General features: G+C 70.3%; 25 protein-coding genes. 7 read left to right on the forward strand and 18 right to left on the reverse strand.

The window, feature by feature from the left end; all coding sequences use genetic code 11:
* Positions 1-31: 31 nt before the first annotated feature.
* On the reverse strand, positions 32-1543 hold the full coding sequence (guaB, locus tag ASC61_RS03195) for an IMP dehydrogenase (protein WP_056209253.1): 1512 nt from the start codon (positions 1541-1543) through the stop codon (positions 32-34).
* Positions 1544-1652: 109 nt separating this feature from the next.
* On the opposite strand from guaB, the gene ASC61_RS03200 reads away from it, so the two are divergent.
* The gene (locus ASC61_RS03200) at positions 1653-2255 is read left to right on the forward strand and encodes a TetR/AcrR family transcriptional regulator (RefSeq protein ID WP_056209256.1); all 603 of its coding nucleotides are present in this window, start codon (positions 1653-1655) and stop codon (positions 2253-2255) included.
* Here ASC61_RS03200 and ASC61_RS03205 read toward each other — a convergent pair.
* From ASC61_RS03205 to groES, 5 genes are all read right to left on the reverse strand, one after another.
* On the reverse strand, positions 2252-3238 hold the full coding sequence (locus ASC61_RS03205; protein ID WP_056209260.1) for an ABC transporter substrate-binding protein: 987 nt from the start codon (positions 3236-3238) through the stop codon (positions 2252-2254). The genes ASC61_RS03200 and ASC61_RS03205 overlap by 4 nt on opposite strands.
* On the reverse strand, positions 3235-4209 hold the full coding sequence (locus tag ASC61_RS03210; RefSeq protein ID WP_056209264.1) for an ABC transporter substrate-binding protein: 975 nt from the start codon (positions 4207-4209) through the stop codon (positions 3235-3237). The genes ASC61_RS03205 and ASC61_RS03210 overlap by 4 nt, the downstream gene beginning before the upstream one ends.
* A 26-nt stretch (positions 4210-4235) precedes the next feature.
* The gene (locus ASC61_RS03215) at positions 4236-5648 is read right to left on the reverse strand and encodes an RNB domain-containing ribonuclease (RefSeq protein ID WP_056209267.1); all 1413 of its coding nucleotides are present in this window, start codon (positions 5646-5648) and stop codon (positions 4236-4238) included.
* Positions 5649-5718: 70 nt separating this feature from the next.
* On the reverse strand, positions 5719-7323 hold the full coding sequence (groL, locus tag ASC61_RS03220) for a chaperonin GroEL (RefSeq protein ID WP_056209269.1): 1605 nt from the start codon (positions 7321-7323) through the stop codon (positions 5719-5721).
* A gap of 82 nt (positions 7324-7405) precedes the next feature.
* A complete protein-coding gene (groES, locus tag ASC61_RS03225) occupies positions 7406-7699 on the reverse strand; it encodes a co-chaperone GroES (protein ID WP_056209271.1) in 294 nt (97 codons plus the stop codon).
* A 201-nt stretch (positions 7700-7900) separates the two neighbouring features.
* On the opposite strand from groES, the gene ASC61_RS03230 reads away from it, so the two are divergent.
* From ASC61_RS03230 to ASC61_RS03245, 4 genes are all read left to right on the forward strand, one after another.
* Entirely contained in the window at positions 7901-9055 is a 1155-nt protein-coding gene (locus ASC61_RS03230; RefSeq protein WP_056209274.1) for a class I SAM-dependent methyltransferase, read from the forward strand.
* Positions 9056-9140: 85 nt separating this feature from the next.
* Complete coding sequence (locus ASC61_RS03235; protein ID WP_056209277.1) at positions 9141-9857, forward strand: LamB/YcsF family protein; 717 nt, start codon at positions 9141-9143, stop codon at positions 9855-9857.
* Complete coding sequence (locus tag ASC61_RS03240) at positions 9854-10435, forward strand: 5-oxoprolinase subunit B family protein (RefSeq protein ID WP_056209279.1); 582 nt, start codon at positions 9854-9856, stop codon at positions 10433-10435. The genes ASC61_RS03235 and ASC61_RS03240 overlap by 4 nt, the downstream gene beginning before the upstream one ends.
* The gene (locus ASC61_RS03245; protein ID WP_056209282.1) at positions 10432-11283 is read left to right on the forward strand and encodes a biotin-dependent carboxyltransferase family protein; all 852 of its coding nucleotides are present in this window, start codon (positions 10432-10434) and stop codon (positions 11281-11283) included. The genes ASC61_RS03240 and ASC61_RS03245 overlap by 4 nt, the downstream gene beginning before the upstream one ends.
* On the opposite strand, the gene tsaD is transcribed toward ASC61_RS03245, so the two are convergent.
* Complete coding sequence (gene tsaD / locus ASC61_RS03250) at positions 11280-12326, reverse strand: tRNA (adenosine(37)-N6)-threonylcarbamoyltransferase complex transferase subunit TsaD (protein WP_235503469.1); 1047 nt, start codon at positions 12324-12326, stop codon at positions 11280-11282. The two genes, ASC61_RS03245 and tsaD, sit on opposite strands and share 4 nt — an antisense overlap.
* Positions 12327-12364: 38 nt before the next feature.
* On the opposite strand from tsaD, the gene ASC61_RS03255 reads away from it, so the two are divergent.
* The gene (locus ASC61_RS03255; protein ID WP_056209287.1) at positions 12365-12877 is read left to right on the forward strand and encodes a DinB family protein; all 513 of its coding nucleotides are present in this window, start codon (positions 12365-12367) and stop codon (positions 12875-12877) included.
* Between the two features lie 6 nt (positions 12878-12883).
* On the opposite strand, the gene ASC61_RS03260 is transcribed toward ASC61_RS03255, so the two are convergent.
* The 11 genes from ASC61_RS03260 to glmS form a co-directional block, all read right to left on the reverse strand.
* Positions 12884-13645 carry a lysophospholipid acyltransferase family protein gene (locus ASC61_RS03260; protein ID WP_056209290.1) on the reverse strand — a complete coding sequence of 254 codons (762 nt, stop codon included), beginning with the start codon at positions 13643-13645 and terminating at the stop codon, positions 12884-12886.
* Positions 13646-13712: 67 nt separating this feature from the next.
* On the reverse strand, positions 13713-14114 hold the full coding sequence (locus ASC61_RS03265; RefSeq protein ID WP_056209293.1) for a DUF5709 domain-containing protein: 402 nt from the start codon (positions 14112-14114) through the stop codon (positions 13713-13715).
* The gene (locus ASC61_RS03270) at positions 14111-14521 is read right to left on the reverse strand and encodes a RidA family protein (RefSeq protein ID WP_056209296.1); all 411 of its coding nucleotides are present in this window, start codon (positions 14519-14521) and stop codon (positions 14111-14113) included. The genes ASC61_RS03265 and ASC61_RS03270 overlap by 4 nt, the downstream gene beginning before the upstream one ends.
* Entirely contained in the window at positions 14518-14949 is a 432-nt protein-coding gene (locus tag ASC61_RS03275; RefSeq protein ID WP_056209299.1) for a GNAT family N-acetyltransferase, read from the reverse strand. The genes ASC61_RS03270 and ASC61_RS03275 overlap by 4 nt, the downstream gene beginning before the upstream one ends.
* A complete protein-coding gene (gene tsaB, locus ASC61_RS03280) occupies positions 14946-15581 on the reverse strand; it encodes a tRNA (adenosine(37)-N6)-threonylcarbamoyltransferase complex dimerization subunit type 1 TsaB (RefSeq protein ID WP_056209303.1) in 636 nt (211 codons plus the stop codon). Before tsaB ends, ASC61_RS03275 begins: the two co-directional genes overlap by 4 nt.
* 34 nt (positions 15582-15615) lie before the next feature.
* The gene (tsaE, locus tag ASC61_RS19275) at positions 15616-16584 is read right to left on the reverse strand and encodes a tRNA (adenosine(37)-N6)-threonylcarbamoyltransferase complex ATPase subunit type 1 TsaE (RefSeq protein ID WP_082530424.1); all 969 of its coding nucleotides are present in this window, start codon (positions 16582-16584) and stop codon (positions 15616-15618) included.
* Positions 16581-17558: an alpha/beta fold hydrolase gene (locus tag ASC61_RS03290; RefSeq protein ID WP_056209306.1), complete on the reverse strand. Its 978-nt coding sequence runs from the start codon at positions 17556-17558 to the stop codon at positions 16581-16583. The genes tsaE and ASC61_RS03290 overlap by 4 nt, the downstream gene beginning before the upstream one ends.
* Complete coding sequence (alr, locus tag ASC61_RS03295) at positions 17555-18679, reverse strand: alanine racemase (RefSeq protein WP_056209309.1); 1125 nt, start codon at positions 18677-18679, stop codon at positions 17555-17557. The genes ASC61_RS03290 and alr overlap by 4 nt, the downstream gene beginning before the upstream one ends.
* A complete protein-coding gene (locus tag ASC61_RS03300; protein ID WP_056209313.1) occupies positions 18676-20073 on the reverse strand; it encodes a bifunctional ADP-dependent NAD(P)H-hydrate dehydratase/NAD(P)H-hydrate epimerase in 1398 nt (465 codons plus the stop codon). The genes alr and ASC61_RS03300 overlap by 4 nt, the downstream gene beginning before the upstream one ends.
* The gene (locus ASC61_RS03305; protein WP_056209317.1) at positions 20067-20420 is read right to left on the reverse strand and encodes a holo-ACP synthase; all 354 of its coding nucleotides are present in this window, start codon (positions 20418-20420) and stop codon (positions 20067-20069) included. Before ASC61_RS03305 ends, ASC61_RS03300 begins: the two co-directional genes overlap by 7 nt.
* Positions 20421-22265, reverse strand: coding sequence for a glutamine--fructose-6-phosphate transaminase (isomerizing) (gene glmS / locus ASC61_RS03310; protein ID WP_056209320.1), 1845 nt, complete (start codon positions 22263-22265; stop codon positions 20421-20423).
* A 102-nt stretch (positions 22266-22367) separates the two neighbouring features.
* Between glmS and coaA the strand changes: the two genes are divergently transcribed.
* Positions 22368-23309, forward strand: coding sequence for a type I pantothenate kinase (coaA, locus tag ASC61_RS03315; RefSeq protein ID WP_056209324.1), 942 nt, complete (start codon positions 22368-22370; stop codon positions 23307-23309).
* Position 23310 lies beyond the last annotated feature (1 nt).

Below are 23310 nucleotides of genomic sequence, written 5' to 3' on the forward strand. Positions count from 1 at the left end.
GCCGTGAGCGGTGAGCATGGCGGGGCGCTGCTCAGCGCGACGAATAGTTGGGCGCCTCGGCGGTCATCTGGATGTCGTGCGGGTGGCTCTCCTTGAGCGAGGCCGAGGTGATGCGCACGAAGCGGCCCTTGTCCTGCAGCTCCGGGATCGTCCGGGCGCCGACGTAGAACATCGACTGGTTGAGCCCGCCGATGAGCTGGTGCGCGACCGCCGACAGCGGACCACGATAGGCGACCTGGCCCTCGACGCCCTCGGGAACGATCTGGTCGTCGCTCGTGATCTCGGCCTGGAAGTAGCGGTCCTTGGAGTAGGACTTCTTGCCGCGGCTGCTCATCGCGCCGAGCGAGCCCATGCCGCGATAGGCCTTGAACTGCTTGCCGTTGACGAAGACGACCTCGCCGGGTGACTCCTCGACGCCGGCCAGCATCGAGCCGATCATGACGGTCTCGGCACCGGCGACCAGGGCCTTGGCGATGTCGCCTGACTGCTGCAGGCCGCCGTCGGCGATGACCGGCACGCCAGCGGGCCTGGCCGCCAGCGACGCCTCGTAGACCGCGGTGATCTGGGGGACGCCGCATCCGGTGACGACGCGGGTCGTGCAGATCGAGCCGGGACCGAAGCCCACCTTGACCGCGTCGGACCCGGCGTCGACGAACGCCTGCGCACCCTCGCGGGTCGCGACGTTGCCGCCGATGACCTGCACGTGACGGGTCGCCGGGTCGGTCTTGAGCCGCTTGACGATGTCGAGCAGCATCCGGACGTGTCCGTGCGCGGTGTCGGCGACCAGCACGTCGACGCCGGCGTCGATCAGGGTCGTGGCGCGCTGCCAGGCGTCGCCGAAGTAGCCGATCGCCGCGCCGACCATGAGGCGCCCGTCGGCGTCCTTGGACGCGTGGGGGAACTGCTCGGACTTGACGAAGTCCTTGACCGTGATGAGTCCGGCGAGCCGGCCGGCGTCGTCGACCAGCGGGAGCCGCTCACGCTTGTGCTTGCGCAGCAGCAGCGTCGCGTCCTCCCGGGAGATGCCCTCGGGCCCCGTGATGAGCGGCATCGGCGTCATGACCTCGTCGACCTTGGTCGTGGCCCACTCGGCGACCGGGGTGAACCGGAGGTCGCGGTTGGTGATGATGCCGAGCAGCCGGTTGTCGGTGTCGACGACCGGGAGCCCCGAGACCCGGTACTCGCCACAGATGCGGTCGAGCTCCTCGAGCGTCGCGTCGGGGCCGATCGTCACGGGGTTGGAGATGATGCCGGTCTGGGTCCGCTTGACGAGGTCGACCTGGTAGGCCTGGTCCTCGAGCGACAGGTTGCGGTGCAGCACACCGATGCCGCCCTGGCGGGCCATCGCGATCGCCATCCGCGACTCCGTGACGGTGTCCATCGCGGCGCTGATCAGCGGGATCCGGAGGTTGATCTCACGCGTCAGGCGTGACGTCGTGTCGATCTCGCTGGGATTGAGGTCGGAGAAGCCGGGCAGCAGGAGGACGTCGTCGTACGTGAGTCCGAGGGACGCAAACTTGTCAGGAATGCCCGTGTTCTCCATGGCCACATCCTATCGCCCGGCGGAAGTGCGACCGGCGTGCCGGCCGGGCCGTGCGACCGGCGTCACAGAAGAACCGACGGTTGGACCGTACTCGCAGTATGATGCTGGGATGGATCGCAAGCCAGGGCGCCCGCGGGCACTCACAGTCGACGTCATCGCGCAGGCTGCGCTTGACGACGGAATCGCCACGTTCAGCATGCCGTCGGTAGCCCGTCGGCTCGGGGTTGCTCATTCCGGTCTGTACCGCTACGTCGAGGATCGGGACGACTTGCTCGTCCGAGCCCTCGACAAGGCGATCCTGGCCGCGACCTGGCCCGATGCCTCCCTGCCTTGGCAGGAGCTGCTGAGGGGCATCGGCCTGACCATCTGGCAGATGTGCGAGGACCATCCGGGCCTCGACACGGCTGCGCTCGGTGCACCCAAGTCGCCCCGAGCGGTGGAGGAGCGCATCGAGAAGTACATCGAGTCCCTCCAGGGCCAGGGATTCCTGCTCGAGGACGCCGCCGTGGCTGTCGAGTTCGTCATCACGCTGGCGCTGACCGCGTCGGCGGAGATGCGCCGCCTCAAGGCCATCGAGCAGAGCCACGCCGACGGGCCCCGACTGCCGGTCCTCAAGGCATACGACACCGAAGAGGTCTGGCGCGGCCGCGGTTGGTACGACCGCAAGCTCGACATCGTGCTGGCCGGACTCGACCAGCGCCGTTCCGACTAGGACGCATACTTCTCGAGCTCGGTCGCCAGGCGATTCATGATGTCGGCGTACGCCCGATAGCTGGGCGGCGCGACCGAGGTCCACGGGACGTACGCCGTGTCCTTCGCGGCCCGCAACGTCTGGAACACCGGCTGGTCGTCGAGGATCGCGAGCCCGGCCTTGCCCACCCGGTCGTCGTAGAGGAACACGTCGGCGGGATAGAGATCGGCCTTCTCCCAGCTCAGCGTCTGGAAGTAGCCACCCTCGTCGGGCTTGGCCGGCACCACCAGCGGGAGCTTGAGCCGGTCGCGCCAGTACTTCAGGTCCGGGCTGACCTCGGGGTTGGAGACGTAGAAGACATCCTTGGCCGGTGAGCCGACCAGGATCTTCTTGCTGCCGAGCGCCTGGCCGGCCCGCTCGACCCGCTCCGCCGCCGCCGCGAAGTCGGTGTGCGCCTTCTCGACGGCGTCCGAGTCGACGTCGGCGCCCAGCGCCTTGGCCGCACGCTCGGTCGAGTCGAGCATCTGCGGCAGCGTCTTGCCGTCGAAGCTCACGACCAGGATCGGCGCGAGCTGCTTGAGCTTCGTGGCCGTCGCGTCGTTGACGTACCAGAGGTCGCTCTTGAGGTACGCGCTCGTGACGACCAGGTCGGGCTTGAGGCTGGCCGCCTTCTCGAGGTCGATCGAGCCGTACTCGCCGCCGCCCGTGACGTCCTCCGCCTTGTCGATGTCGAGCCCGGCGACCTGCGAGTCCGGCTGGCCCTCGGCGTTCTTGAGCGGGCCGAACGTGCCGACGATCTGGTCCCCGAGCCCCAGGTCGGTCAGTGCGGCCGCCATCGAGGACTGCACGATGAGTCGCTTCGGCGCGTGGTCGAGCGAGATCGCGTGCCCCAGATCGTCCTTGTACGTCCAGGAGCCGGCGCCCTCGTCGTCGGACGCCGAGGAGCCGCAGGCAGCGACCACCAGCAGGGACGCCGACGCCACGATCGTGCCGAGGCACTTCACAGCTGGTCCTCGATGTCGTCGGCGAGGCGGTCGATGACGTCCGCGTACGCCGCGAAGCTGGCCGGCGCGACGGCCGCCCACGGCACCCAGGCGTCGTTCTTCGCTGCCGTGATGGTGGAGAACACCGGCTGGTCCTTGAACTGCTGGAGGGTCGAGCCACCCTCGCGAGAGTCCCACATCACGACGTCGGCGTCGTACGTGTCGGACTTCTCCCAGCTCATGTCCTCCCAGTAGGTCCCCGGCTTGGCCTTGGCCTTGATGACCGGGAGGCCCAGCGACTCGTAGTAGTCCAGGTCGGGGAACTGGGCGGGATCGGCGACATAGAAGAGGTCCTTGGTGCCGGACACGACCAGCACCTTGCGGTCGGCCAGCTCTGCTCCGACGTCGGTGAGCCGCTTGCTCGCCGCGTCGAAGTCCGTGCGGCCCTTGAGCACCTTGGCCGAGTCGAGGTCGGCGCCCAGCTTCGCGCCGACCTTCTGGACGTCCTCGATGCTCTCGATGATCGAGTCGCCGTGGAAGTCCACGGCCAGGATCGGGGCCAGCTTGGCGACCTTCTTGGCCGTCGCGTCGTTGATGTACCAGAGGTCCGGCGGGAGGTACATGTTCGTCACCACGAGGTCGGGCTTGAGGGCGGCCAGCTTCTCGAGGTCGAGGCTGCCGTACTCCCCACCGGCGGTGACGTCGGTGATCGTGTCGGGATCGAGGCCCGCCGCCTGCGGGTCGAGCGAGCCGTCGGCGAGCTTGAGCGGGCCGAAGACGCCGACCACGTCGACGCCGAGATCCTTGAGCCCCGCGGCGAGGGAGGACTGGGCGACGACGCGCTTCGGCGTCTCGTCGAGCGTGATCGTCGTGCCGCGGTCGTCGGTGTAGGTCCAGGGACCGCTCCCCGAGTCGTCCGGGGAGGAGGTGCCACAGGCGGCGAGGGTCACGAGGGCGATCGCTGCGGAGGCTGCGAAGTATCTGCGTTTCATAAGGGCAGCCTAACCTAAGGAAATGCCTACTCGGCAGGGCCCCCGAACGTGAACTGCACCTCACGACGTACCTCGTCGACCTCGCTCAGACGCACGCTGACCTGCTCTCCTTCGGGCAGTCCGGCGCCGCGGCACCGAGCGATGACCGGAGGCTCGAGCACCGCGACCTCGCCCCCCTCGCGGTCGGCGTGCATGACGACGGCGTCGAAGGACTCGCCGACCCGACCCGCCAGCGCCCACACCTCGGCCTGGTCGATGCACGTCCGGTCGGCCTTGGACGCACGCCGGTCCGACTCCTTCATGATGTCCGGCAGCGACGGGAGCGCCTCACGAACCCAGTCGGGCACGGGTTGCTGCGCGCAGATCGCGAGGCACACCTCGGTGCCGAAGCGGTCGGCCAGGCGTCGCAGCGGTGCGGTCACGTGGGCGTACGGGCCACCCACTCCGGCATGGTCGACCTGCGCCGGCCTCGAGCCGTCGAACGCCTCGTAGCCGGCTCCGCGGAGCAGCCGGGTCGCCTCGGTCATCAGCGCTATGGAGGCCGGAAGGGTGGGATCGAGCCCGATGAGCACGTGTGCGGGCGTGGCGCCCTCGGGCACGGCGACCTTGAGCGTGCGCGCGGTGCGCAGGAAGTCGGCCTCGGCCCGGTCGTCGGCCGGCGGGAGGGTGCGGAGCAGGCCGACCTCGGCGTCGAGCATCAGCTGCGCCGCCGCCATGCCGGTCAGCAGGGAGATCTCCGCGTTCCACCCGTCGACCTCCGTGCGTACCCGCATGACGACCCGCCAGCCGTCGCCGTCGCGCTCGACCTCCTGCTCCGGCAGGGCGAGCTCGATCGCACCACGATCGACACGCACGCGTTGACGGAGCCGGCCGAGGTCGGCGAGCGGCTCGACTGACGGATGCGGCGTGCCGGCGTCGAACGTCTGCTGCACGCCCTCGTAGTCGAGCTGTGCAACGGACTTCACGCGCGCGCGGCGTACGGAGACGTTGCTCAGCGTGCCGTCTGCGGCGACGTCCATCGTCCAGACCGCTGCGCCGCGCACCTGGTCGGCGAGCAGGCTCAGGGCATCCTCGGACAGCACCGGCGGGTGCAGGGGCACACGTCCGTCGGGCAGGTAGATCGTCTGGCCACGGCGGCGAGCCTCGGCGTCGACGGCGCCGCCGGGCGGGATGGCGGCACCCAGGTCCGCGATCGCGTAGTGGACCCGGAACCCGTCGTCGACGCGCTCGAGGAACATCGCCTGGTCGAGGTCACGCGCGCCGGGCGGGTCGATCGTGACGAACGGGATCGCGGTCGCGTCCTCGACCTCCGGCCGATCGGCTCCGGCGATCGTCTCGGCCTCGGCGAGCACGTCGGGCGGGAAGTCGGCGGTCTCGGCGACGGGTGGGAGGTCGAGCTCGGCGCGTACGCCTTCGAAGTCGTGCGGCGAGGTGCTCACCCGAAGGAATCTAGCCCGAACGCGAAAGCGGGCCCCACCCGAAGGTGGAGCCCGCGATCATCCGCTGGTTCTAGTGATTGTGACCCGCGTGCGCGTCGGCGGCTTCTTCGGCCGGCTTCTCGACGATCAGCGTCTCGGTCGTGAGCAGCATCGCGGTGATCGACGCGGCGTTGGCCAGCGCGGAGCGCGTGACCTTGACCGGGTCGAGGACACCCTGGGCGACCAGGTCGCCGTACTGCTCGGTGGCCGCGTTGTAGCCCTGGCCGCTCTCGCGAACCTTGTTGACGACGACCTCGCCGGAGACGCCGCCGTTGCGGGCGATCCACTCGAGCGGGGCGTCGGCACCGATGCGGACGATGCGGACACCGATCGCCTCGTCGCCCGACAGGCCCAGGTTGTCGTCGAGCACCGAGACGGCGTGGACGAGGGCCGAGCCGCCACCGGCGACGATGCCCTCCTCGATCGCCGCGCGAGTCGCCGAGACGGCGTCCTCGATGCGGTGCTTCTTCTCCTTGAGCTCGACCTCGGTGGCCGCGCCGACCTTGATGACACAGACGCCGCCGGCGAGCTTGGCGAGGCGCTCCTGGAGCTTCTCGCGGTCCCAGTCGGAGTCGGTGTTGTCGATCTCGGCCTTGATCTGGCTGACGCGCCCGTCGACCTCGGCCTTGTCGCCGCCGCCGTCGATGATCGTGGTGGCGTCCTTGGTGATGACGACACGGCGAGCCGTGCCGAGCACCTCGAGGCCGATCTGGTCGAGCTTGAGGCCGACGTCGGGTGTGACGACCTGCGCGCCCGTGAGGGTCGCGATGTCCTGCAGCATGGCCTTGCGACGGTCACCGAAGGCAGGCGCCTTGACAGCGGCCGACGTGAACGTGCCGCGGATCTTGTTGACGACGATCGTGGACAGCGCCTCGCCGTCGACGTCCTCGGCAATGATGAACAGCGGCTTGCCGGCCTGGACGACCTTCTCGAGGATCGGCAGCAGGTCGCTGACGGACGAGATCTTGCCCTGGTTGACGAGGATGTAGGGATCGTCGAGGACGGTCTCCATGCGCTCGGTGTCGGTCACGAAGTAGGGCGACAGGTAGCCCTTGTCGAACTGCATGCCCTCGGTGAACTCGAGATCGGTGCCCATGGTGTTGGACTCCTCGACCGTGATCACGCCGTCCTTGCCGACCTTGTCGAACGCCTCGGCGATGAGCTGGCCGATGACACCGTCGCGCGACGAGACGGTCGCGACGTCGGTCATGTCCTTGATGTCGTCGACGTCGCGGGCGACCTCGTGCAGGCGCGTGACGACAGCCTCGACGGCCGCCTCGATGCCCTTCTTGAGGCCGACCGGGTTGGCGCCGGCCGCAACGGCGCGGAGGCCCTCGTGGACCATGGCCTGGGCCAGGACGGTCGCGGTCGTCGTGCCGTCACCGGCGACGTCGTTGGTCTTGGTGGCGACTTCCTTGGCCAGCTGGGCGCCGAGGTTCTCGAACGGGTCGTCGAGCTCGACCTCACGCGCGACGGTCACGCCGTCGTTGGTGATCGTGGGGGCGCCCCACTTCTTGTCGAGGACGACGTAGCGACCCTTGGGGCCGAGGGTGACCTTGACGGTGTTGGCGAGCTTGTCGACGCCGCGCTCGAGCGAGCGGCGGGCGTTCTCGTCGAATTCGAGGATCTTGGGCATGTCAGCTTCTTTCAAAAATTATGGGTGCGACGGGGAAACGTGAGAGGCCCCGGCGCCCTCGGAAGGGCGCCGGGGCGTCAGATCACGAAACGACAGCGAGGACGTCGCGAGCGGACAGGATGAGGTACTCCTGGCCGTCGTACTTGACCTCGGTGCCGCCGTACTTGCTGAAGATGACCTTGTCGCCGACGGCGACGTCAAGAGGAACGCGGTTGCCGTTGTCGTCGACCCGACCGGGTCCGACAGCGATGACGTTGCCCTCCTGGGGCTTCTCCTTGGCAGTGTCCGGGATGACCAGACCTGATGCAGTGGTCTGCTCGGCTTCGACAGCCTGGATGACCAGGCGATCCTCGAGCGGCTTGATGGTGACCGACACGTGTCGACCTCCCCTTTCAGGCGGTGGAACGTTGGACGCTGGTGGGCACGCCGTCGCGGGGGTCGTACTCACCGATGCTTGGCACTCTCATGCCGAGAGTGCCAATACGAAATCTAGCACGGCGCTGGCACTCGACCCAAGAGACTGCTAATCGCGAGATGCAGGCTCGATGGACCATCGAGCACACGGCAGACTGCCTCCATGGATCTGGCGACGTTCGAGCAGCTGCTGTCCCCCGCGGGCCAGCTGTTGCTCGACGAGGTGGCGCAACGGGCCGGCGTCGAGTCGGACCTGGCGCTCGGCACCCGCCTGCGGAAGACGTACGCCCCATCGCTCGTCGCGGCAGCCGTGACGCAGAACCACCTGCGCGGCAAGGCGGCGACCAAGTTCGGTGCCGACGCGGCGCGGATGTACTTCACGCACGACGCGCTCGAGCAGTCGACGCGCATGTCCGTGGCCACCCATCGAGCCCACAGACTGGCTTCGACCGGCGCGACCAGCGCGATCGACCTCGGCTGCGGCATCGGGGGCGACCTCGTGGCGCTGGCGCGAGCCGGGCTGCAGGTCCGCGGCGTCGAGCTGGATCCCGTACGCGCAGCGGTCGCGGCGGCCAACCTGCGAGCCCACGGGCTCGACGGCGAGGTCATCTGCGCCGACGCGCGCTCGGTCGACAGGCGGCGCGACGAGGTCGCCTTCATCGACCCAGCGCGCAGGGACGGCCGCGGTCGTACGTTCTCGACGTCCGACCTGCAGCCACCCTGGGACTGGGTGCGGGAGCTGCTCGCGGGGCGCGCCGTCGCCAAGCTGATGCCGGGCCTCGCGCACGACGCGGTGCCGGCCGGCGTCGAGGCCGAGTGGGTCAGCGACGGGGGCAGCCTCGTCGAGGCGTGCCTGTGGGGCGCGCCATTCGCATCGGCGACGCGCAGGGCCACGGTGCTGCCGTCGGGCGCCGGGCTCGTGTCGACCGGTGAGCCCGTGGCGGTGGCCGATGTCGGGGCCTACCTCTACGAGCCCGACGACGCCGTCATCCGCGCCGGCCTCGTCAGCGAGCTCGCCGCGACGATCGGCGGCTGGCTGCCCGACGCCCACATCGCGTACGTCGCCTCGGACGGCGTGCACCCGACGCCGCTGGCGCGGGGATTCCGGATCGTCGACGAGCTGCCGTTCAGGGAGAAGCCACTCAAGGCGGCGCTCCAGGTGCGGCGCGTCGGGACGCTGACGGTCAAGAAGCGCGGTGTCGACGTCGTGCCCGAGGAGCTGGTCCGCCGGCTCAAGCTCAAGGGCCCCAACACCGCGACGATCATCATGACCCGGGTCCTCGGCAACGGCCGGGCCTACCTCGTCGAGCGCCTCTGACGCACCGAGATATGGATTCTCGTGCACCACAGACGGCCCTTTCGTGGTGCACCGGCATCCATATCTCGGGGCATAGGCTGGCCGCATGCGGATCGACCTGAACGCGGATCTCGGCGAGTCGTGGCCTCGGTGGGAGTCGGGTGAGGACGTCGCGCTGCTGGACGTCGTGACCAGCGCCAACGTGTGCTGCGGCGCCTACGCCGGAGACGCCGATCTCATGCGGGTGACGTGCGAGGCGGCGGTCGAGCGGGGCGTGGCGATCGGTGCCCAGGTCGGCTATCCCGACCGGGACAACTTCGGCCGGCTCCACCTCGACATGCCGTCCGACGAGCTCACCGGCGAGCTGCTGAGCCAGATCCTGCTGCTCGACGAGATCGCCCGGGCGGCCGGCGGGGTCGTGGCGTACGTCAAGCCGCACGGCGCGCTCTACAACCGCATCGTCGACGACGACGTCCAGGCACAGGCGGTGGTCGACGCCCTCCAGGGTCTCGCGACACCGCTCCCCCTGCTCGGGTTGCCGGGCTCGGTGTCGCTGGCGATCGCCGAGGCGTGCGGCATCCCGATCATCCGCGAGGGCTTCGCCGACCGGGCCTACACGTCCGACGGACGGCTCGTCCCGCGCAGCGAGCCCGGCGCCGTGCTCGAGGATCCCGAAGCCGTCGCCGCCCAGGCCGTACGCCTGATGGAGCGGGTGTCGTCGGTCTGCGTGCACAGCGACAGCCCCGGCGCCCTCGCGCTGGCGCAGGCCGTACGCGCCGCGCTCGAGGCGCACGGAGCCGAGCTCACGAGCGTCATCGCGTGAACCTCAAGCCGTACGGCGACACGGCGTTGCTGCTCGACTGCAAGTCCCTGGACGAGGCACAGCGCTGGTTCGCCGCGCTCCACGACGAGGCCGAGGTCGTGCTGGGAGCCAGGAGCGTGCTGCTCCGCGGCGACCCGGCTGCGCTGCGTTCGCTTGTCGGTCGTACGTCGCCGGCGTCGTCGACCGGGTCGGCGGCCGGGCAGGAGGTCGAGATCCGGGTGGTCTACGACGGTGCCGATCTCGACGAGGTCGCCCGGCTCACCGGACTGACGCCGGTCGAGGTCGTCGAGGCGCACACCGGCACACCGTGGACGGTGGCGTTCGGCGGTTTCGCGCCGGGGTTCTCCTACCTCGCCGGCGGAGACCCACGCCTGCAGGTCCCGCGCCGCGACTCCCCTCGCCACCGGGTGCCGGCCGGATCGGTGGGGCTCGCGGGCGAGTTCAGCGGCGTCTATCCGCGGGAGTCGCCCGGCGGTTGGCAGCTCATCGGCCGCACCGAGCTGGCGATGTGGGACACCAGCCGCGAACCGCCGGCTCTGTTGACGACCGGCGCGACTGTCAGGTTCGTCGTCGCATGACCCTCGTCGTCGAGTCGCCCGGGTTGCTCACGCTCGTGCAGGACCTCGGCCGACCAGGTCTCGGACACCTCGGGGTCAGCCCCTCAGGCGCGTTCGACCGGTCGGCGCTGCGCCAGGTCAACCTCGTGCTGGGCAATGAGGCAGGCGCCGCCGCCCTCGAGGTGCTGCGCGGGGGGCTCGTGCTGCGGGCCGAGGCTCCTGCATGGATGGCGGTGACGGGAGGGGCCGGCAGCATCACGGTCGACGGCGACACCCAGGCGTACGGGCGGGCGATCCGGCTGCAGCCCGGCCAGCGCCTCGCGCTCGGCGCACCCACGGCGGGGCTGCGGGCGTACGTCGGGGTGGCCGGGGGTTTCGCCGTGCCGGAAGAGCTCGGCTCGCGCTCGACCGACACCCTGGCCGGGCTGGGACCGGCGGCGTTGAGGGCCGACGAGCGGCTCGCGGTGGGCACCGCGACACATCCGCCCGGCATCGAGGACGTGCCGACCCTCGGGCGTACCGGCGAGCTGATGCTCGACGTGATCCTCGGCCCGCGGGACGACTGGTTCACGACGGCGGCCGTGCGCCGGCTGCTCGAGTCGCCCTGGCAGGTCAGTCCGGCAGCCAACCGGGTCGGCGTACGCCTGACGGGGCCTGTGCTCGAACGGTCGCGCCACGACGAGCTGCCCAGCGAGCCGTGCGTGCGCGGCAGCATCCAGGTCTCGGCGGACGGCCAGCCGATCGTGTTCGGCCCGGACCATCCGGTGACCGGTGGCTACCCGGTCATCGCGGTCGTGCTCGACCGGCACACCGACCGGCTCGCCCAGGCCGCGCCGGGGCAGGCCGTGCGGTTCGGTCGGGTCGGCTAGGCAGCGACGACGTCGGTGACCGGCATGCTCGAGTCGGCCGGCAGGTTGAGCGATGACGGCGGCAGCCCACGGCGTACGACCTCGGCGCCCAACGCCGCGACCATCGCGCCGTTGTCGGTGCACAGGCCGATGCGCGGCACCCGGATCTGGATGCCGGCCCTGGCCGCGCGCTCCTCGGCGAACTGGCGCAGGCGGCCGTTGGCGGCCACGCCACCGCCGATGATGAGGGTCTTGACGTCGTGGTCGAGGCACGCGTCGATGGCCTTCTTGGTCAGCACGTCGCAGACCGAGTCCTGGAACGACGCGGCGATGTCGGCGACGGCGAACGTACGCCCCATGCGGTCCTCGTGCTGCACATGGCGCGCCACCGCGCTCTTGAGGCCGGAGAACGAGAAGTCGTACCTGTGCTTGTCGAGGTCGCGCCCGCCGGTGAGGCCGCGGGGGAAGGCGATCGTCGACGCGTCACCCTCGCGGGCGACGCGATCGATGTGCGGGCCGCCGGGATAGGGCAGGCCGAGCAGCCGGGCGACCTTGTCGAACGCCTCGCCGGCGGCGTCGTCGATCGTCTGGCCGAGCAGCGTGATGCCGGTGACGATGTCGTCGACGAGCAGGATCTCGGTGTGGCCACCGCTGACCAGCAGGGCCACGGCACGTTCGTCGAACCGGCCGTGCTCGAGCTGGTCGACCGCGACGTGGGCGGCGAGGTGGTTGACGCCGTAGAGCGGCTTGTCGTGCGCCAGCGCCAAGGCCTTGGCCGCTGCCACGCCGACCAGCAGCGCGCCGGTGAGGCCCGGTCCGCTGGTGACCGCGATCGCGTCGACGTCCTGCACACGTACGCCGGACTCCGCGTAGGCCTGCTCGAGTGTCGGCACCATGGCCTCGAGGTGGGCCCGGCTGGCGACCTCGGGGACGACGCCGCCGAAGCGTACGTGCTGCTCCATGCTCGACGAGAGGGCATGCGCCAGCAGCTCCGTGCCACGCACGATGCCGACCCCGGTCTCGTCGCAGGACGACTCGATGCCCATCACCAACGGCTCATTCACGCCCCCATTGTGACAGTCGCCTGTGGCAGGCTCGACGCATGACGAGAACTGACGACCCGGGACCCGACGGACCATGGGATGAGCGCACGTTGCTGCTCACGATGTTGAAGTACGTCCAGGAGACCGCGGTGTTCAAGGTGCAGGGCCTCGACGAGGACAAGGCCCGCCACGCGCCGATCGAGACCTCGCCCCTGACGACGCCCGCGGCGCTGCTCAACCACCTGCGCTGGGTCGAGCGGTCGTGGGTCAACGCCGACCTGTTCGGCGGCGAGGACGACGGACCGTGGACCGAGGAGGACCCCGACGCGGAGCTGCGTCAGGGCCTGGAGCTGCCGCTCGACGAGGTCATCCGGCTCTATGAGGAGGAGGCCGCACGCACGCGAGCGGTGTTCGAGACCGTCGACCTCGACATGACGATGCAGGGCAAGCAGTCGCGCAACATCCCGCTGACCGCGCGGTGGATCCTGCTGCACCTCATCGAGGAGACCGCCCGGCACAACGGCCACCTCGACCTGCTGCGCGAGATGGCCGACGGCTCGGTCGGCGACTAGCGAGTCCTACTCGGCGTTCTTGGCGGCCCGGCGCGCGGCGCGGGCGATCAGCTCTTCCTCGTCGAGCTTCTTGGCCTGCTCCAACGTCGGAGCCGTGCCGCCGTGCCGGGCGGGCGCCCACCACTTGCCCTCGGGGCTGATGGGATAGTCGGCGATCGCCTTGTCGAGCAGCGCCGTCATCGCCTCGCGGAGTCGGGCGGTCTCGGCGACCGGGTCCTCGCCCGTCACCGCGAGCGGCTCGCCGACGTGCAGTCCGATCGTCTTGCCGCGACCCTTGAGGTCGGACGGGTGGTCCTTGGTCTTGAGCAGCTGGGTCCCCCACGTGACCATGGGGATCAGCGGCACGCCGGCCTCGGCGGCCATGCGTACGGCGCCGGTCTTGAGCTCCTTGATCTCGAACGAGCGACTGATCGTGGCCTCGGGGAAGATGCCGACGATCTCGCCGTTGCGGGCGTACTCGACCGCTTGCTCGTACGATGCCTGGCCGTTGTCGCGATCGACCGAGATGTGGTGCAGGGACCGCATGATCGGGCCGGAGATCTTGTGGTCGAAGGCGTCCTTCTTGGCCATGAAGCGCACGAGGCGACCGCTGGGATGCGCGGCGAAGCCGTCGAAGATGAAGTCGACGTAGCCGATGTGGTTGGCGGCGAGGATCGCGCCGCCGGTGCGCGGGATGTGCTCGGTGCCCGACATCTGGAACGTCATCCCGAGGGCCTTGAAGAGTGTCTTGGCGGTCAGGATCACCGGGGGGTACGTGATGTCGCGCATCAGGTCACCTTAGTGGACACGTGTGCACCGAGGCGATGATCGAGAGCAGGCTCACGCCTGGTCCCGCTCAGTCCTCCTCCACGACATGGACGGCGGCTTCCTCGGCGCTCGCACCGGCGCCGTCGATGCCGACATCCTCGCCGACGAGGTCCTTCTCGGTGTCCTCGCCGAAACCCTCGTCGGGATCGACCAGGCGGCCCGCGCGCTCGGTGCCGACCTCGCCGTCGTCGAGATCCTCGCCCTGCTCGGCGTAGGGGTCGGCGTCGGGCTCCTCCTGGCGCAGGCGTTCGTCCAGCGACTCGCCCTGCTGGGCCTCGTCCGCGGTCGTGCCGAATCCCTCGCCCCGATAGCTCTCCGGGGGCGAGTAGCCGGAGTCGAGCGTCTCGTCGGGATCATCGAAGATCGCGTCCTGGTCGGGTCCGTGGTCGCCGTCGTCGAGGTTGTCGTCGAAGTCTGGGGTCTCGGTCATGTCCCCAGCCTTCCACGCCACCCCGAAGGCGCAATGTGTGCGTCGATCTCGACCTCCACGAGGTGCTCGGGCCGGGCCAGTGCCACGACCTGCACCATCGTGGCCACCGGACGTACGACGTCGAAGAGCTCCTTGTGCGCCCGGCCGACCGCGTCGAAGTCGGCGATGTCGGTGACGTACATCCGCGTACGGACGACGTGCTGCGTCTCGAGCCCGGCCGTGCCGAGCGCCGCCAGCGCGATGCCGAACGCCACCCGGGCCTGCTCGTACGCGTCGCCGACCCCGACGACCTCGCCCCGAACCGTCGCGGTGGTGCCGGCGACCCAGGCGCTGTTGCCGACTCGGACGGCGCGGGAGTAGCCCACGACGTCCTCGAACGGTGATGGTGAGCTGACGTTCTTCCTCATCGGTCCTCCTGGAGCTCGAGCTGCATGACGAGCGCGTCGATGCCGCCACGGTAGTAGCCGGTGCGCCGGCTGATCGTCGTGAACCCGTGCGCGGCGTAGAACGCGATCGCCGCGGCGTTGTCGGCAGCGACCTCGAGCAGCATGCGGTCCGCCTCCTGCTCGCGGGCGGCGGCACACAGGGCGTCGAGGACCCGGCCCGCGACGCCCTGACGTCGGCGAGACGGCATGACGGCGATGCGCTCGAGATCGGCGACGTCGCCGGCGACCCCGATCACCCCGTACGCGTCGAGGTCGTCGATCAGGACGGTGCTGCGCCCCCCTTCGACGGCAGCGGTGACGAGCGTCTCGCTCCACGCGTCCGCGCCGAAGCAGGCACGCTCGATCACCACGACCGCATCGACGTCGGCGAGGACGGCGCGACGGATCATGCGCGCTTGGTCGTCACCGATGGGGTGGCGTCGGGGCGCCGCAGGTAGAGCGGCTCGAGCGGCAGCACCTGCGCCGTGCCGGCGACGACGATCCGGGCCAGCGCCGCCGCGCGCGGATCGTTCGCCTCCCCGGCCGCACGCAGGACACCGTCGTAGAGCTGGGCACCGCGCCCGTACGTCGGAAGGTCGGGGTGCCGGCTCGCGAGGTCGGCCGGGAAGTCGACATGTGGACCGTCGAGGCGTACGTGATCGGCTCCGTAGCGAGCCCAGTAGACCTCCTTGCGGCGCGCATCCGTGGCGACCAGGAACTCGCCCTCGACCTGGGTGTCGGCCGCGATGATGTCGAGCGTGCAGACGCCGTGCGTCGTCAGGCCCAGCGTCGACCCGAGGGTCAGCGCCGTGACGACACCGACCCGCAGACCGGTGAACGGCCCGGGTCCCACGCCGACCGCGACGTCGGTGAGATCGGCCATCGTGGCGCCGGCCTGGGCGACGGCGTCCCTGATCGCCGGCGCGAGCAGCTCGCCGTGCGCCATCGCGCCCTCGCCAGCAGCTTCGCCGACGACGCGCTCGCCGTCGTGGACGGCGACCGTGATGGCCGGGGTGGCGGTGTCGAACGCAAGCAGCAGCACGCCATGAACCCTAACGCTGACCAGTGAGCGAGGGTCAGGAGAGGAGGGTCGAGCGCAGCGGCACGCCGACCCAGCGAGGACCGTGAGGCTTGACCGTCACGACGCGCGGCTCTGCCTCGTCGACGAGGTCACCTTCGTGCGGCGTGCCGAGCGGGTCGATGGGACGCGCGCCGCGTACCTCGATGCGTACGTGCAGCCAGCTGTCCGAGAGCTGTTCGGCCATGCCGTCGCCCCACTCGACGACCGTGACGGCTTCCTCCGTCGTGGCGTCGAGGTCGATGTCGTCGAGCTCGGCGGCGCTCCCGAGCCGATAGGCGTCGACGTGCACGAGCGGCGGGCCGTCGGCGAGCGACGGATGCGTACGGGCGATGACGAACGTCGGCGACGTGATCGGACCGCGTACGCTCAGCGCTTCGCCGAGGCCTTGGGTGAACGTCGTCTTGCCGGCGCCGAGGTCACCCGACAGGACGAGCAGGTCGCCGGGCCGCAGCAGGGTCGAGAGCTTGGCGGCGAGATCGTGCATCTCGTCGGGTGTCGGCACCTCACGGGCCAGCCACAGCGTCTTGCCGAACTCGATGAACTGGCGATCGCGGCCGACCGGGTAGTAGAGCCGCCGCGACCAGAACTGCACCGTCTCGGGCAGCTCCTCACGCACGTCGAGCCAGATGCCGTCCTTGCCCCGCTCCTCGGCGGTGTCCTCCGCAACGCCGACCATCGCGGACGCGACGCCGCGCGCCTGGATGTCGGGATCGACGCAGACCCGCTTGAGGCCGAGCTGGCCGGGCCGCGACTCGTCGAACAGCATCGCGCCCATGGGCAGCCCGCGACGCTCGACCAGCAGTCCCCCGGCGGTGCCGAGCACTGCGGCGACCGACTCGACGGTCTCCTCCGACGCCGTCGACGGCGGGTCGAGGGCGGGACGCGCCCCGAACGAACGGTGGATGATGTCGACGATCTGCGGGGCGTGCTCCGGCCCGGCGTGGATGACATTGAGTGCCGTCATGCCAGTCCCTCCAGGACGTCCTCGATGACCTCGGTGACCTTCTCGTGCTCCTCGAACATCACCATGTGGCCGACGTCGTCGAGCGCGACGAGCTTGGCACCGGGGATCGCCTCCGCGAGGCGGCGGCTGTGCTTGATCGGTGTGATCAGGTCGGCCGTGCCACCGACGACCACGGTCGTGGCCCGGCCCATGACCTCGAGCCCGGACGTCACGTCGAGGGAGACGAAGATGGGATAGAAGTCCATCAACACGTGGGTCGGCGACTTCAGGATCAGCTCGTTGGTCATGTCGACGTGGCGCTCCTGCGCGTTCGGGCCGAGTCCCCAGCGCCGAACGATCGAATAGCTGTTGAACGTACGCCCCCAGTCCAGCACGGGCGACGCCACGCGCAGGAACGGGATCAGGTAGCGCAGGGCCGGGCTGCTGCGCATCAGCCTGCCCGAGCTCGTGGCGATCAGCACGACGCCCTTGACCCGGCGGCCGAACTGCTTGGGCTCCGTCGCGGCCAGCTCCATGATCGCCATGGCACCCAACGAGTGCCCGACGAGCACGATCGGTCCACGCGGCACCAGCGTGCTGATGACCGTGCGCAGGTCGTCGGCGAGGTGCGGGATCGACGAGTTGTCGAGGTACGAACGACCCGACCCGCCGTGCGAGCGCAGGTCGACGAACACCATGCGGACCTTGCCGCGCAGGGCGAGCCGTTGGTAGTGCCACACGTCGATCGACTCGACCCAGCCGTGCACGAACACCACTGTCGGGGTCTTGCGCTCGGCCTCGTCGATCTCGACGTTGAGCAGCACTCCGTCGGTGGCCGTGACCTGCACGGGATCGCTGTGGACCGAGCCGAACTCGACGTCCTCGCCGCGCCGCAGGCGTCGCTGGTGCCGCTGCCGGCCGTTGAGCAGCGTCGCGACGACGCCGGCGGCCACGAACGCGCCAGCCGTGGTCGCGACCTTCGCCGTACGACTCATGCAGACTCCCCCACGTACGTACGCTCGATGCGGCCGCCGAGGCGGGTGACGACCTCGTACGCGATCGTGCCCGCGGCCGTGGCCCAGTCCTCCGCGGTCGGCTCACCGTCCGTGCCCGGCCCGAGCACCGTGACGAGGTCACCCCTCGAGGCCTCGGCGTCGCCGAGGTCGACGACGAACTGGTCCATGCACACCACGCCGACCTGGCGCGCGCGGCCGCCGGCGAAGCCGACCTCGGCGAGGTTGGACGCCGTGCGCAAGATGCCCTCGCCGTAGCCGATCGGGACGAGGCCGAGTGTGGTCTCGCGCTCGGCGGTCCACGTGTGGCCGTAGGAGACGCTGGCGCCGGCCGGCACGCGCTTGACCGCGGCAAGGCGCGCCCGCAGCGTCATGACCGGGGTCAGGGGTGTGTCGTACGTCAGGCCGGGATCGGGCCGGATGCCGTACGCCGCGATGCCGGCGCGGACGAGCTCGTAGTGCGCCGACGGCCGGGTCAGCGTCGCGGCGGAGTTGCTGAGGTGCCGCAGCGCCGGCGTGATGCCGGCCGCCTTGAGCTCGTCGACCGCAGCGGTGAACGCAGCCTCCTGGGCGTCGTTGGCGGGGTGCCCGGGCTCGTCGGCGCACGCGAAGTGCGACCACACGCCGGTGATCTCGACGGCACCGCGCGTCTGGGCGACGGCGGCCGACGCGACGAGCTCGGTCCACTGCTCGCCGAACGCACCGTTGCGCGACAACCCCGTGTCGACCTTGAGCTGGACCTTCGGACGTACCGTCGCCGGAGCCGCCAGGATCTCCGCCAGCTGGTCGGACGACGAGGCCGTGACCTCGACGCCGGCGTCGATGACCGCGGCGAAGTCCGCACCCGGCGCCGCGAGCCAGCACAGCAGGTCACCGCGATCGCCGGCCCGTCGCAGCGCAAGCGCCTCGTCGAGGGTCGCGACACCGAGCCACTCGGACCCGGCGTCACGCGCAGCCCGCGCCACCTGCGCCGCACCATGGCCGTAGCCGTCAGCCTTGACCACCGTCATGAACGCCGACTGCGGTGCGCACGCCTTGAGCGCGGCGATGTTGGTCCGGAACGCGTCGAGGTCGATGACCGCCTCGGCCTGTGGCGCGGTCACGCGAGGTCCCCTCGTACGAACGCAGCGACCGCCGCCGGCAGCGCGTACGCGACGTCGGTGGCCACGATGGGGCCGTCAGGATTGGCCTGGACCGAGGCGACGCCGTGGAGGTAGGCCGCGACGGAGCCCGCGTCACGCGGGTCGAGTCCCGCGGCCAGCAACGAGCCGGCGAACCCGGCCAGCACGTCGCCGGCACCCGCCGTGCCGAGCCAGGCCGACCCGCTGAGGTTGACCCGCGTCGGCGCACCGGTCTGGGCGACGAGCGTCCGCCGGCCCTTGAGCAGCACCGTCGCGTTCCAGCGTTCGGCGGCCGCGGTGGCGTGCCCGAGCGGGTCTGCCTCGACCTGCTCGCGCGTCGTGTCCATCATGGCGGCCAGCTCGCCGGCATGCGGTGTCAGGAGTGCTGGGACGTCGAACCGGTCGGGTACGTGCTGCAGCGCGCTCGCGTCGACCACGACTGGCACGCGGTCCTCCAGCGCCATCGCCAGCTGCGACTCGGCGTCGTCGCCACTGCCGGGACCCACGACCCAGGCCTGCACGCGGCCGCGCCCCGCCACGACCTCGGGTGCCCGGTCGACGACCCGCTGGCTGAGTGCCGTGCTGCCGACGAATCGAATCATCCCCGCCAGCCCTGCCTGGGCGCCGGCGACGCAGAGATGAGCCGCCCCGGCGTACTGCTCCGAACCGGCGGCGATGCCCAGGACGCCACGGGAGTACTTGTGCGAGCTGCGACCCGGCAGCACGGGGTCGAGCAGGTGACCGTCGAATGCCTCGATCGCCTCGATCGACGGCGTGGGCAGGTGAGGGGCGAGCCCGAGGTCGACCAGCGAGACAGCGCCGGCGGCGTCGGCCGCGGGATCTGCGAGCAAGGCGTTCTTGTAGGTCCCGAACGTGATCGTCGCCTCCGCGCTGACGTGGCTGCCGGGCAGCGTCGCCCCGTCGACGTCGACACCCGAGGGCACGTCGACCACGAACGTGTAGGGCGACTCCTGGACGAGCCAGCGCTCCCAGTCCGCCGCCTTGCCGGTGAGCCCCGGCCGCGCGCCGATGCCGAAGATCGCGTCGAGGCACCAACGCTGCGCGCCGGGCGCCGCGACGATCTGAGCCCCAGCAGCCTGAGCCGCCGCCAGCCCTTCGGCGTGCACCGTGGACTCGTCGAGCAGGCAGAGGTCGACCCGCACACCGCGATCCAGGAGGTGCGTCGCGGCATACAGCGCATCGCCGCCGTTGTTGCCCGGACCGATCAGGCACACGACGACGTCGCCGGCCGGGATCAGCCCCAGGCTGTCGGCGAGCCCGCGCGCGGCCCTCTGCATGAGCTCACCCTCAGGAAGCGTCGCGGCAAGCGCCTCCTCGGCGGCACGGATGTCGCCGACGGTGTGGGCACTCAGCATTCAGCCACCACGAAGGCCGTCGCCACGCTCGTGTCGTGGGAGATCGACAGGTGCGCCGTCGTGATGCCGAGCTCCTTGGCCCGGTCCAGCGCCGCGCCGTAGAGCTGGAACTCGGGTGCGCCTTGCGGGCCGTTGACGATCTCGATGTCCTGCCACGACATGCCGGCAGGTGCTCGCAGCGCCTTGACGAACGCCTCCTTGGCGGCGAAGCGCCCCGCGAGCGACTCGACCGGCAGGTGTGCCTCGGCGTCGGTGAACAACCGGCTGCGCATCGTCGGCGTACGTTCGAGGGTCTCGGCGAAGCGCGCGAGATCCACCACGTCCACCCCGATGCCCAGAATGGTCATCTACTCGACCGTGACGGACTTGGCCAGGTTGCGGGGCTGGTCGACGTCGTGGCCCAGCACCGAGGCGAACTCGCTGGCGAAGATCTGCAGCGGCACGACCGCGACCAGGGGCTGCAACAGCGTCGGGACCTTGGGCAGCCGGACGAGATGGTCCGCGTACGGCACGACGTCCTCGTCACCGTCCTCCGCGAGGACGATCGTGCGGGCGCCGCGGGCGCGGATCTCCTGGATCGAGCTGACGGTCTTCTCCTGCAGCTGGTCACGCCCCTTGGGCGGCACGACGACGAAGACCGGCAGGCCCTCCTCGATCAGCGCGATGGGCCCGTGCTTGAGCTCACCGGCGGCGAAGCCCTCGGCGTGGATGTAGGCCAGCTCCTTGAGCTTGAGCGCACCCTCGAGCGCGACCGGATAGCCCGCATGCCGGCCGAGGAACAGGATCGACCGCGAACCTGCCAGATCGGCGGCGAGCTTGCGCATCTGGTCGCCGTCGTCGAGCATCCGCTGCACGGCCGCCGGGATCTGCTGGATGTCGGCGATGATGTCGCTGATCTCGTCGCCGTACTTGGTGCCCTTGACCTGCGCGAGATAGAGCGCGAGCAGGTAGCAGGCGACGATCTGCGCGAGGAAGCCCTTGGTCGAGGCGACCGCGATCTCCGGACCGGCGTGCGTGTAGATCACGGCGTCGGACTCGCGCGGGATCGTCGAGCCGTTGGTGTTGCAGATCGACAGCACGCGCGCCTTCTGCTGGCGGGCGTAGCGGACGGCCATGAGCGTGTCCATCGTCTCGCCGGACTGGCTGATCGACACGACGAGCGTCGACCGGTCGATGATCGGGTCGCGATAGCGGAACTCCGAGGCGAGCTCGACCTCGCACGGGATGCGGGTCCAGTGCTCGATGGCGTACTTGGCGACGAGCCCCGCGTACGCCGCGGTGCCGCACGCCACGATGATGATGCGGTCGACGTCGCGCAGCTCGCTGTCTGACAGCCGCATCTCGTCGAGCTGCAGGCGACCGTCGGCGGAGTGCCGACCCAGCAGGGTGTCCGCGACGGCCTGCGGCTGCTCGGCGATCTCCTTGAGCATGAACCAGTCGTAGCCACCCTTCTCGGCGGCCGACACGTCCCAGTCGACGTGGTACTCCTTGGTCTCCGCGGGGTTGCCGTCGAAGTCGGTCACGACGATGTCGCCCGGCGTGATCGTGACGACCTGGTCCTGGCCGAGCTCGATCGCGTCGCGGGTGAACTCGATGAACGCTGCGACGTCGGAGCCGAGGAAGTTCTCTCCGTCGCCGCGGCCGACGACCAGCGGCGAGTTGCGACGGGCGCCGACGACGACGTCCGGCCTGGCGGCGTCGCAGATCACGAGCGTGAACGCGCCCTCGAGCTTGCGGCACACGGTGCGTACGGCCTCGGACAGGTCGTCGGTGTGCTCGAGCTCGTCGTGCAGCAGGTGCGCGACGATCTCGGTGTCGGTCTCGGAGAGCAGCTCGTGGCCGCTCGCCTCGAGGCCGGCACGCAGCGTCGCGAAGTTCTCGATGATGCCGTTGTGGACCACGGCGATGCGCCCGGACTGGTCCAGGTGCGGGTGCGCGTTGACGTCGTTGGGGGCACCGTGCGTCGCCCACCGGGTGTGGCCGATGCCCGTGTGCGCGACCGGCAGCGGGCGGGCCTCGAGCTCGGCGTCGAGGTTGACGAGCTTGCCGGCCTTCTTGGCCGACACGATCGTGCCCTCATGGACGAGGGCGACTCCGCCGGAGTCGTATCCGCGGTACTCAAGACGCCTCAGACCACCCATGACGACGTCGAGCGCAGAGCGCTGTCCGACATATCCGACGATTCCACACATGGGGTCCAGACTACCGGCGGGACGGGCGGCGGCCGCCGTCGCGTGAGGGCTGCGAGGGGACCGCGTGTGCCCGTCATACGAGGCAGGCGCGAGAATGGCGGCATGACGCGCGACCAGTCACCGTATGTCGAGCTCGAACGCGCCGCGTGGGCCGCGCTCGCCGGTGACGCCCCGCAGCCGCTGCAACCGGCCGAGATCGAGCGCGTACGGGGCCTGGGCGACGAGCTGGACCTCGAGGAGGTCCGCCAGGTCTACCTGCCCATGACGCAGCTCATCAGCATGCGCGTACGCCTCGCCGGCGCTCTCTACCAGGCCACCGAGGCGTTCCTCCACGCTCCGCAGGCCAACCGCACGCCCTTCGTCATCGGCATCGCCGGATCGGTCGCGGTGGGCAAGTCGACCACGGCGCGGCTGCTCAGGGAGCTGCTGTCCCACTCCCCCGACCACCCTGTCGTCGACCTGGTCACGACCGACGGCTTCCTGTTCCCCAACGCCGAGCTCGAGCGCCGCGGGCTGCTGGAGCGCAAGGGATTCCCGGAGTCGTACGACCGCAAGGCGCTGCTCCGGTTCGTCATGGAGGTCAAGTCCGGCGTCGAGGTCGTCTCGGCCCCGGTCTACTCGCACCTCACCTACGACCGCACCGAGGAGGTCGTGACGCTCAAGGCGCCCGACATCGTCATCGTCGAGGGCCTCAACGTCCTCGCGCCGGCGCGGCCCCGCGGCGACGGCAGCCCCGGTCTGGCGGTCAGCGACTTCTTCGACTTCTCGATCTACGTCGACGCGTCAGGACGCGACCTGCGTCGCTGGTACGTCGATCGCTTCCTCACGCTGCGCAAGACCGCGTTCGCCGACCCGGCGTCGTACTTCCACCGCTACAGCGCGCTGACCGACGAGCAGGCGGAGGCCCGCGCAGGCGAGCTGTGGGACACGATCAACCTGCCCAACCTGCGCGAGAACATCCAGACCACCCGCGGCCGGGCATCGCTCGTCCTGCGGAAGGGACCCGATCACTCGGTCGAATGGGTCCGCCTCCGCAAGATCTGAG

Source organism: Aeromicrobium sp. Root344 (assembly GCF_001425755.1).
GTDB lineage: Bacteria > Actinomycetota > Actinomycetes > Propionibacteriales > Nocardioidaceae > Aeromicrobium.

What these genes read in the sequence shown, in the direction of transcription:
- guaB (WP_056209253.1), bottom strand. Translation starts at nt 1,543, where the DNA reads ATGGAGAACACGGGCATTCCTGACAAGTTTGCGTCCCTCGGACTCACG.
- ASC61_RS03200 (WP_056209256.1), top strand. Translation starts at nt 1,653, where the DNA reads ATGGATCGCAAGCCAGGGCGCCCGCGGGCACTCACAGTCGACGTCATC.
- ASC61_RS03210 (WP_056209264.1), bottom strand. Translation starts at nt 4,209, where the DNA reads ATGAAACGCAGATACTTCGCAGCCTCCGCAGCGATCGCCCTCGTGACC.
- groL (WP_056209269.1), bottom strand. Translation starts at nt 7,323, where the DNA reads ATGCCCAAGATCCTCGAATTCGACGAGAACGCCCGCCGCTCGCTCGAG.
- ASC61_RS03230 (WP_056209274.1), top strand. Translation starts at nt 7,901, where the DNA reads ATGGATCTGGCGACGTTCGAGCAGCTGCTGTCCCCCGCGGGCCAGCTG.
- ASC61_RS03235 (WP_056209277.1), top strand. Translation starts at nt 9,141, where the DNA reads ATGCGGATCGACCTGAACGCGGATCTCGGCGAGTCGTGGCCTCGGTGG.
- ASC61_RS03245 (WP_056209282.1), top strand. Translation starts at nt 10,432, where the DNA reads ATGACCCTCGTCGTCGAGTCGCCCGGGTTGCTCACGCTCGTGCAGGAC.
- ASC61_RS03255 (WP_056209287.1), top strand. Translation starts at nt 12,365, where the DNA reads ATGACGAGAACTGACGACCCGGGACCCGACGGACCATGGGATGAGCGC.
- ASC61_RS03260 (WP_056209290.1), bottom strand. Translation starts at nt 13,645, where the DNA reads ATGCGCGACATCACGTACCCCCCGGTGATCCTGACCGCCAAGACACTC.
- ASC61_RS03265 (WP_056209293.1), bottom strand. Translation starts at nt 14,114, where the DNA reads ATGACCGAGACCCCAGACTTCGACGACAACCTCGACGACGGCGACCAC.
- ASC61_RS03270 (WP_056209296.1), bottom strand. Translation starts at nt 14,521, where the DNA reads ATGAGGAAGAACGTCAGCTCACCATCACCGTTCGAGGACGTCGTGGGC.
- ASC61_RS03275 (WP_056209299.1), bottom strand. Translation starts at nt 14,949, where the DNA reads ATGATCCGTCGCGCCGTCCTCGCCGACGTCGATGCGGTCGTGGTGATC.
- tsaE (WP_082530424.1), bottom strand. Translation starts at nt 16,584, where the DNA reads ATGACGGCACTCAATGTCATCCACGCCGGGCCGGAGCACGCCCCGCAG.
- ASC61_RS03290 (WP_056209306.1), bottom strand. Translation starts at nt 17,558, where the DNA reads ATGAGTCGTACGGCGAAGGTCGCGACCACGGCTGGCGCGTTCGTGGCC.
- ASC61_RS03300 (WP_056209313.1), bottom strand. Translation starts at nt 20,073, where the DNA reads ATGCTGAGTGCCCACACCGTCGGCGACATCCGTGCCGCCGAGGAGGCG.
- ASC61_RS03305 (WP_056209317.1), bottom strand. Translation starts at nt 20,420, where the DNA reads ATGACCATTCTGGGCATCGGGGTGGACGTGGTGGATCTCGCGCGCTTC.
- glmS (WP_056209320.1), bottom strand. Translation starts at nt 22,265, where the DNA reads ATGTGTGGAATCGTCGGATATGTCGGACAGCGCTCTGCGCTCGACGTC.
- coaA (WP_056209324.1), top strand. Translation starts at nt 22,368, where the DNA reads ATGACGCGCGACCAGTCACCGTATGTCGAGCTCGAACGCGCCGCGTGG.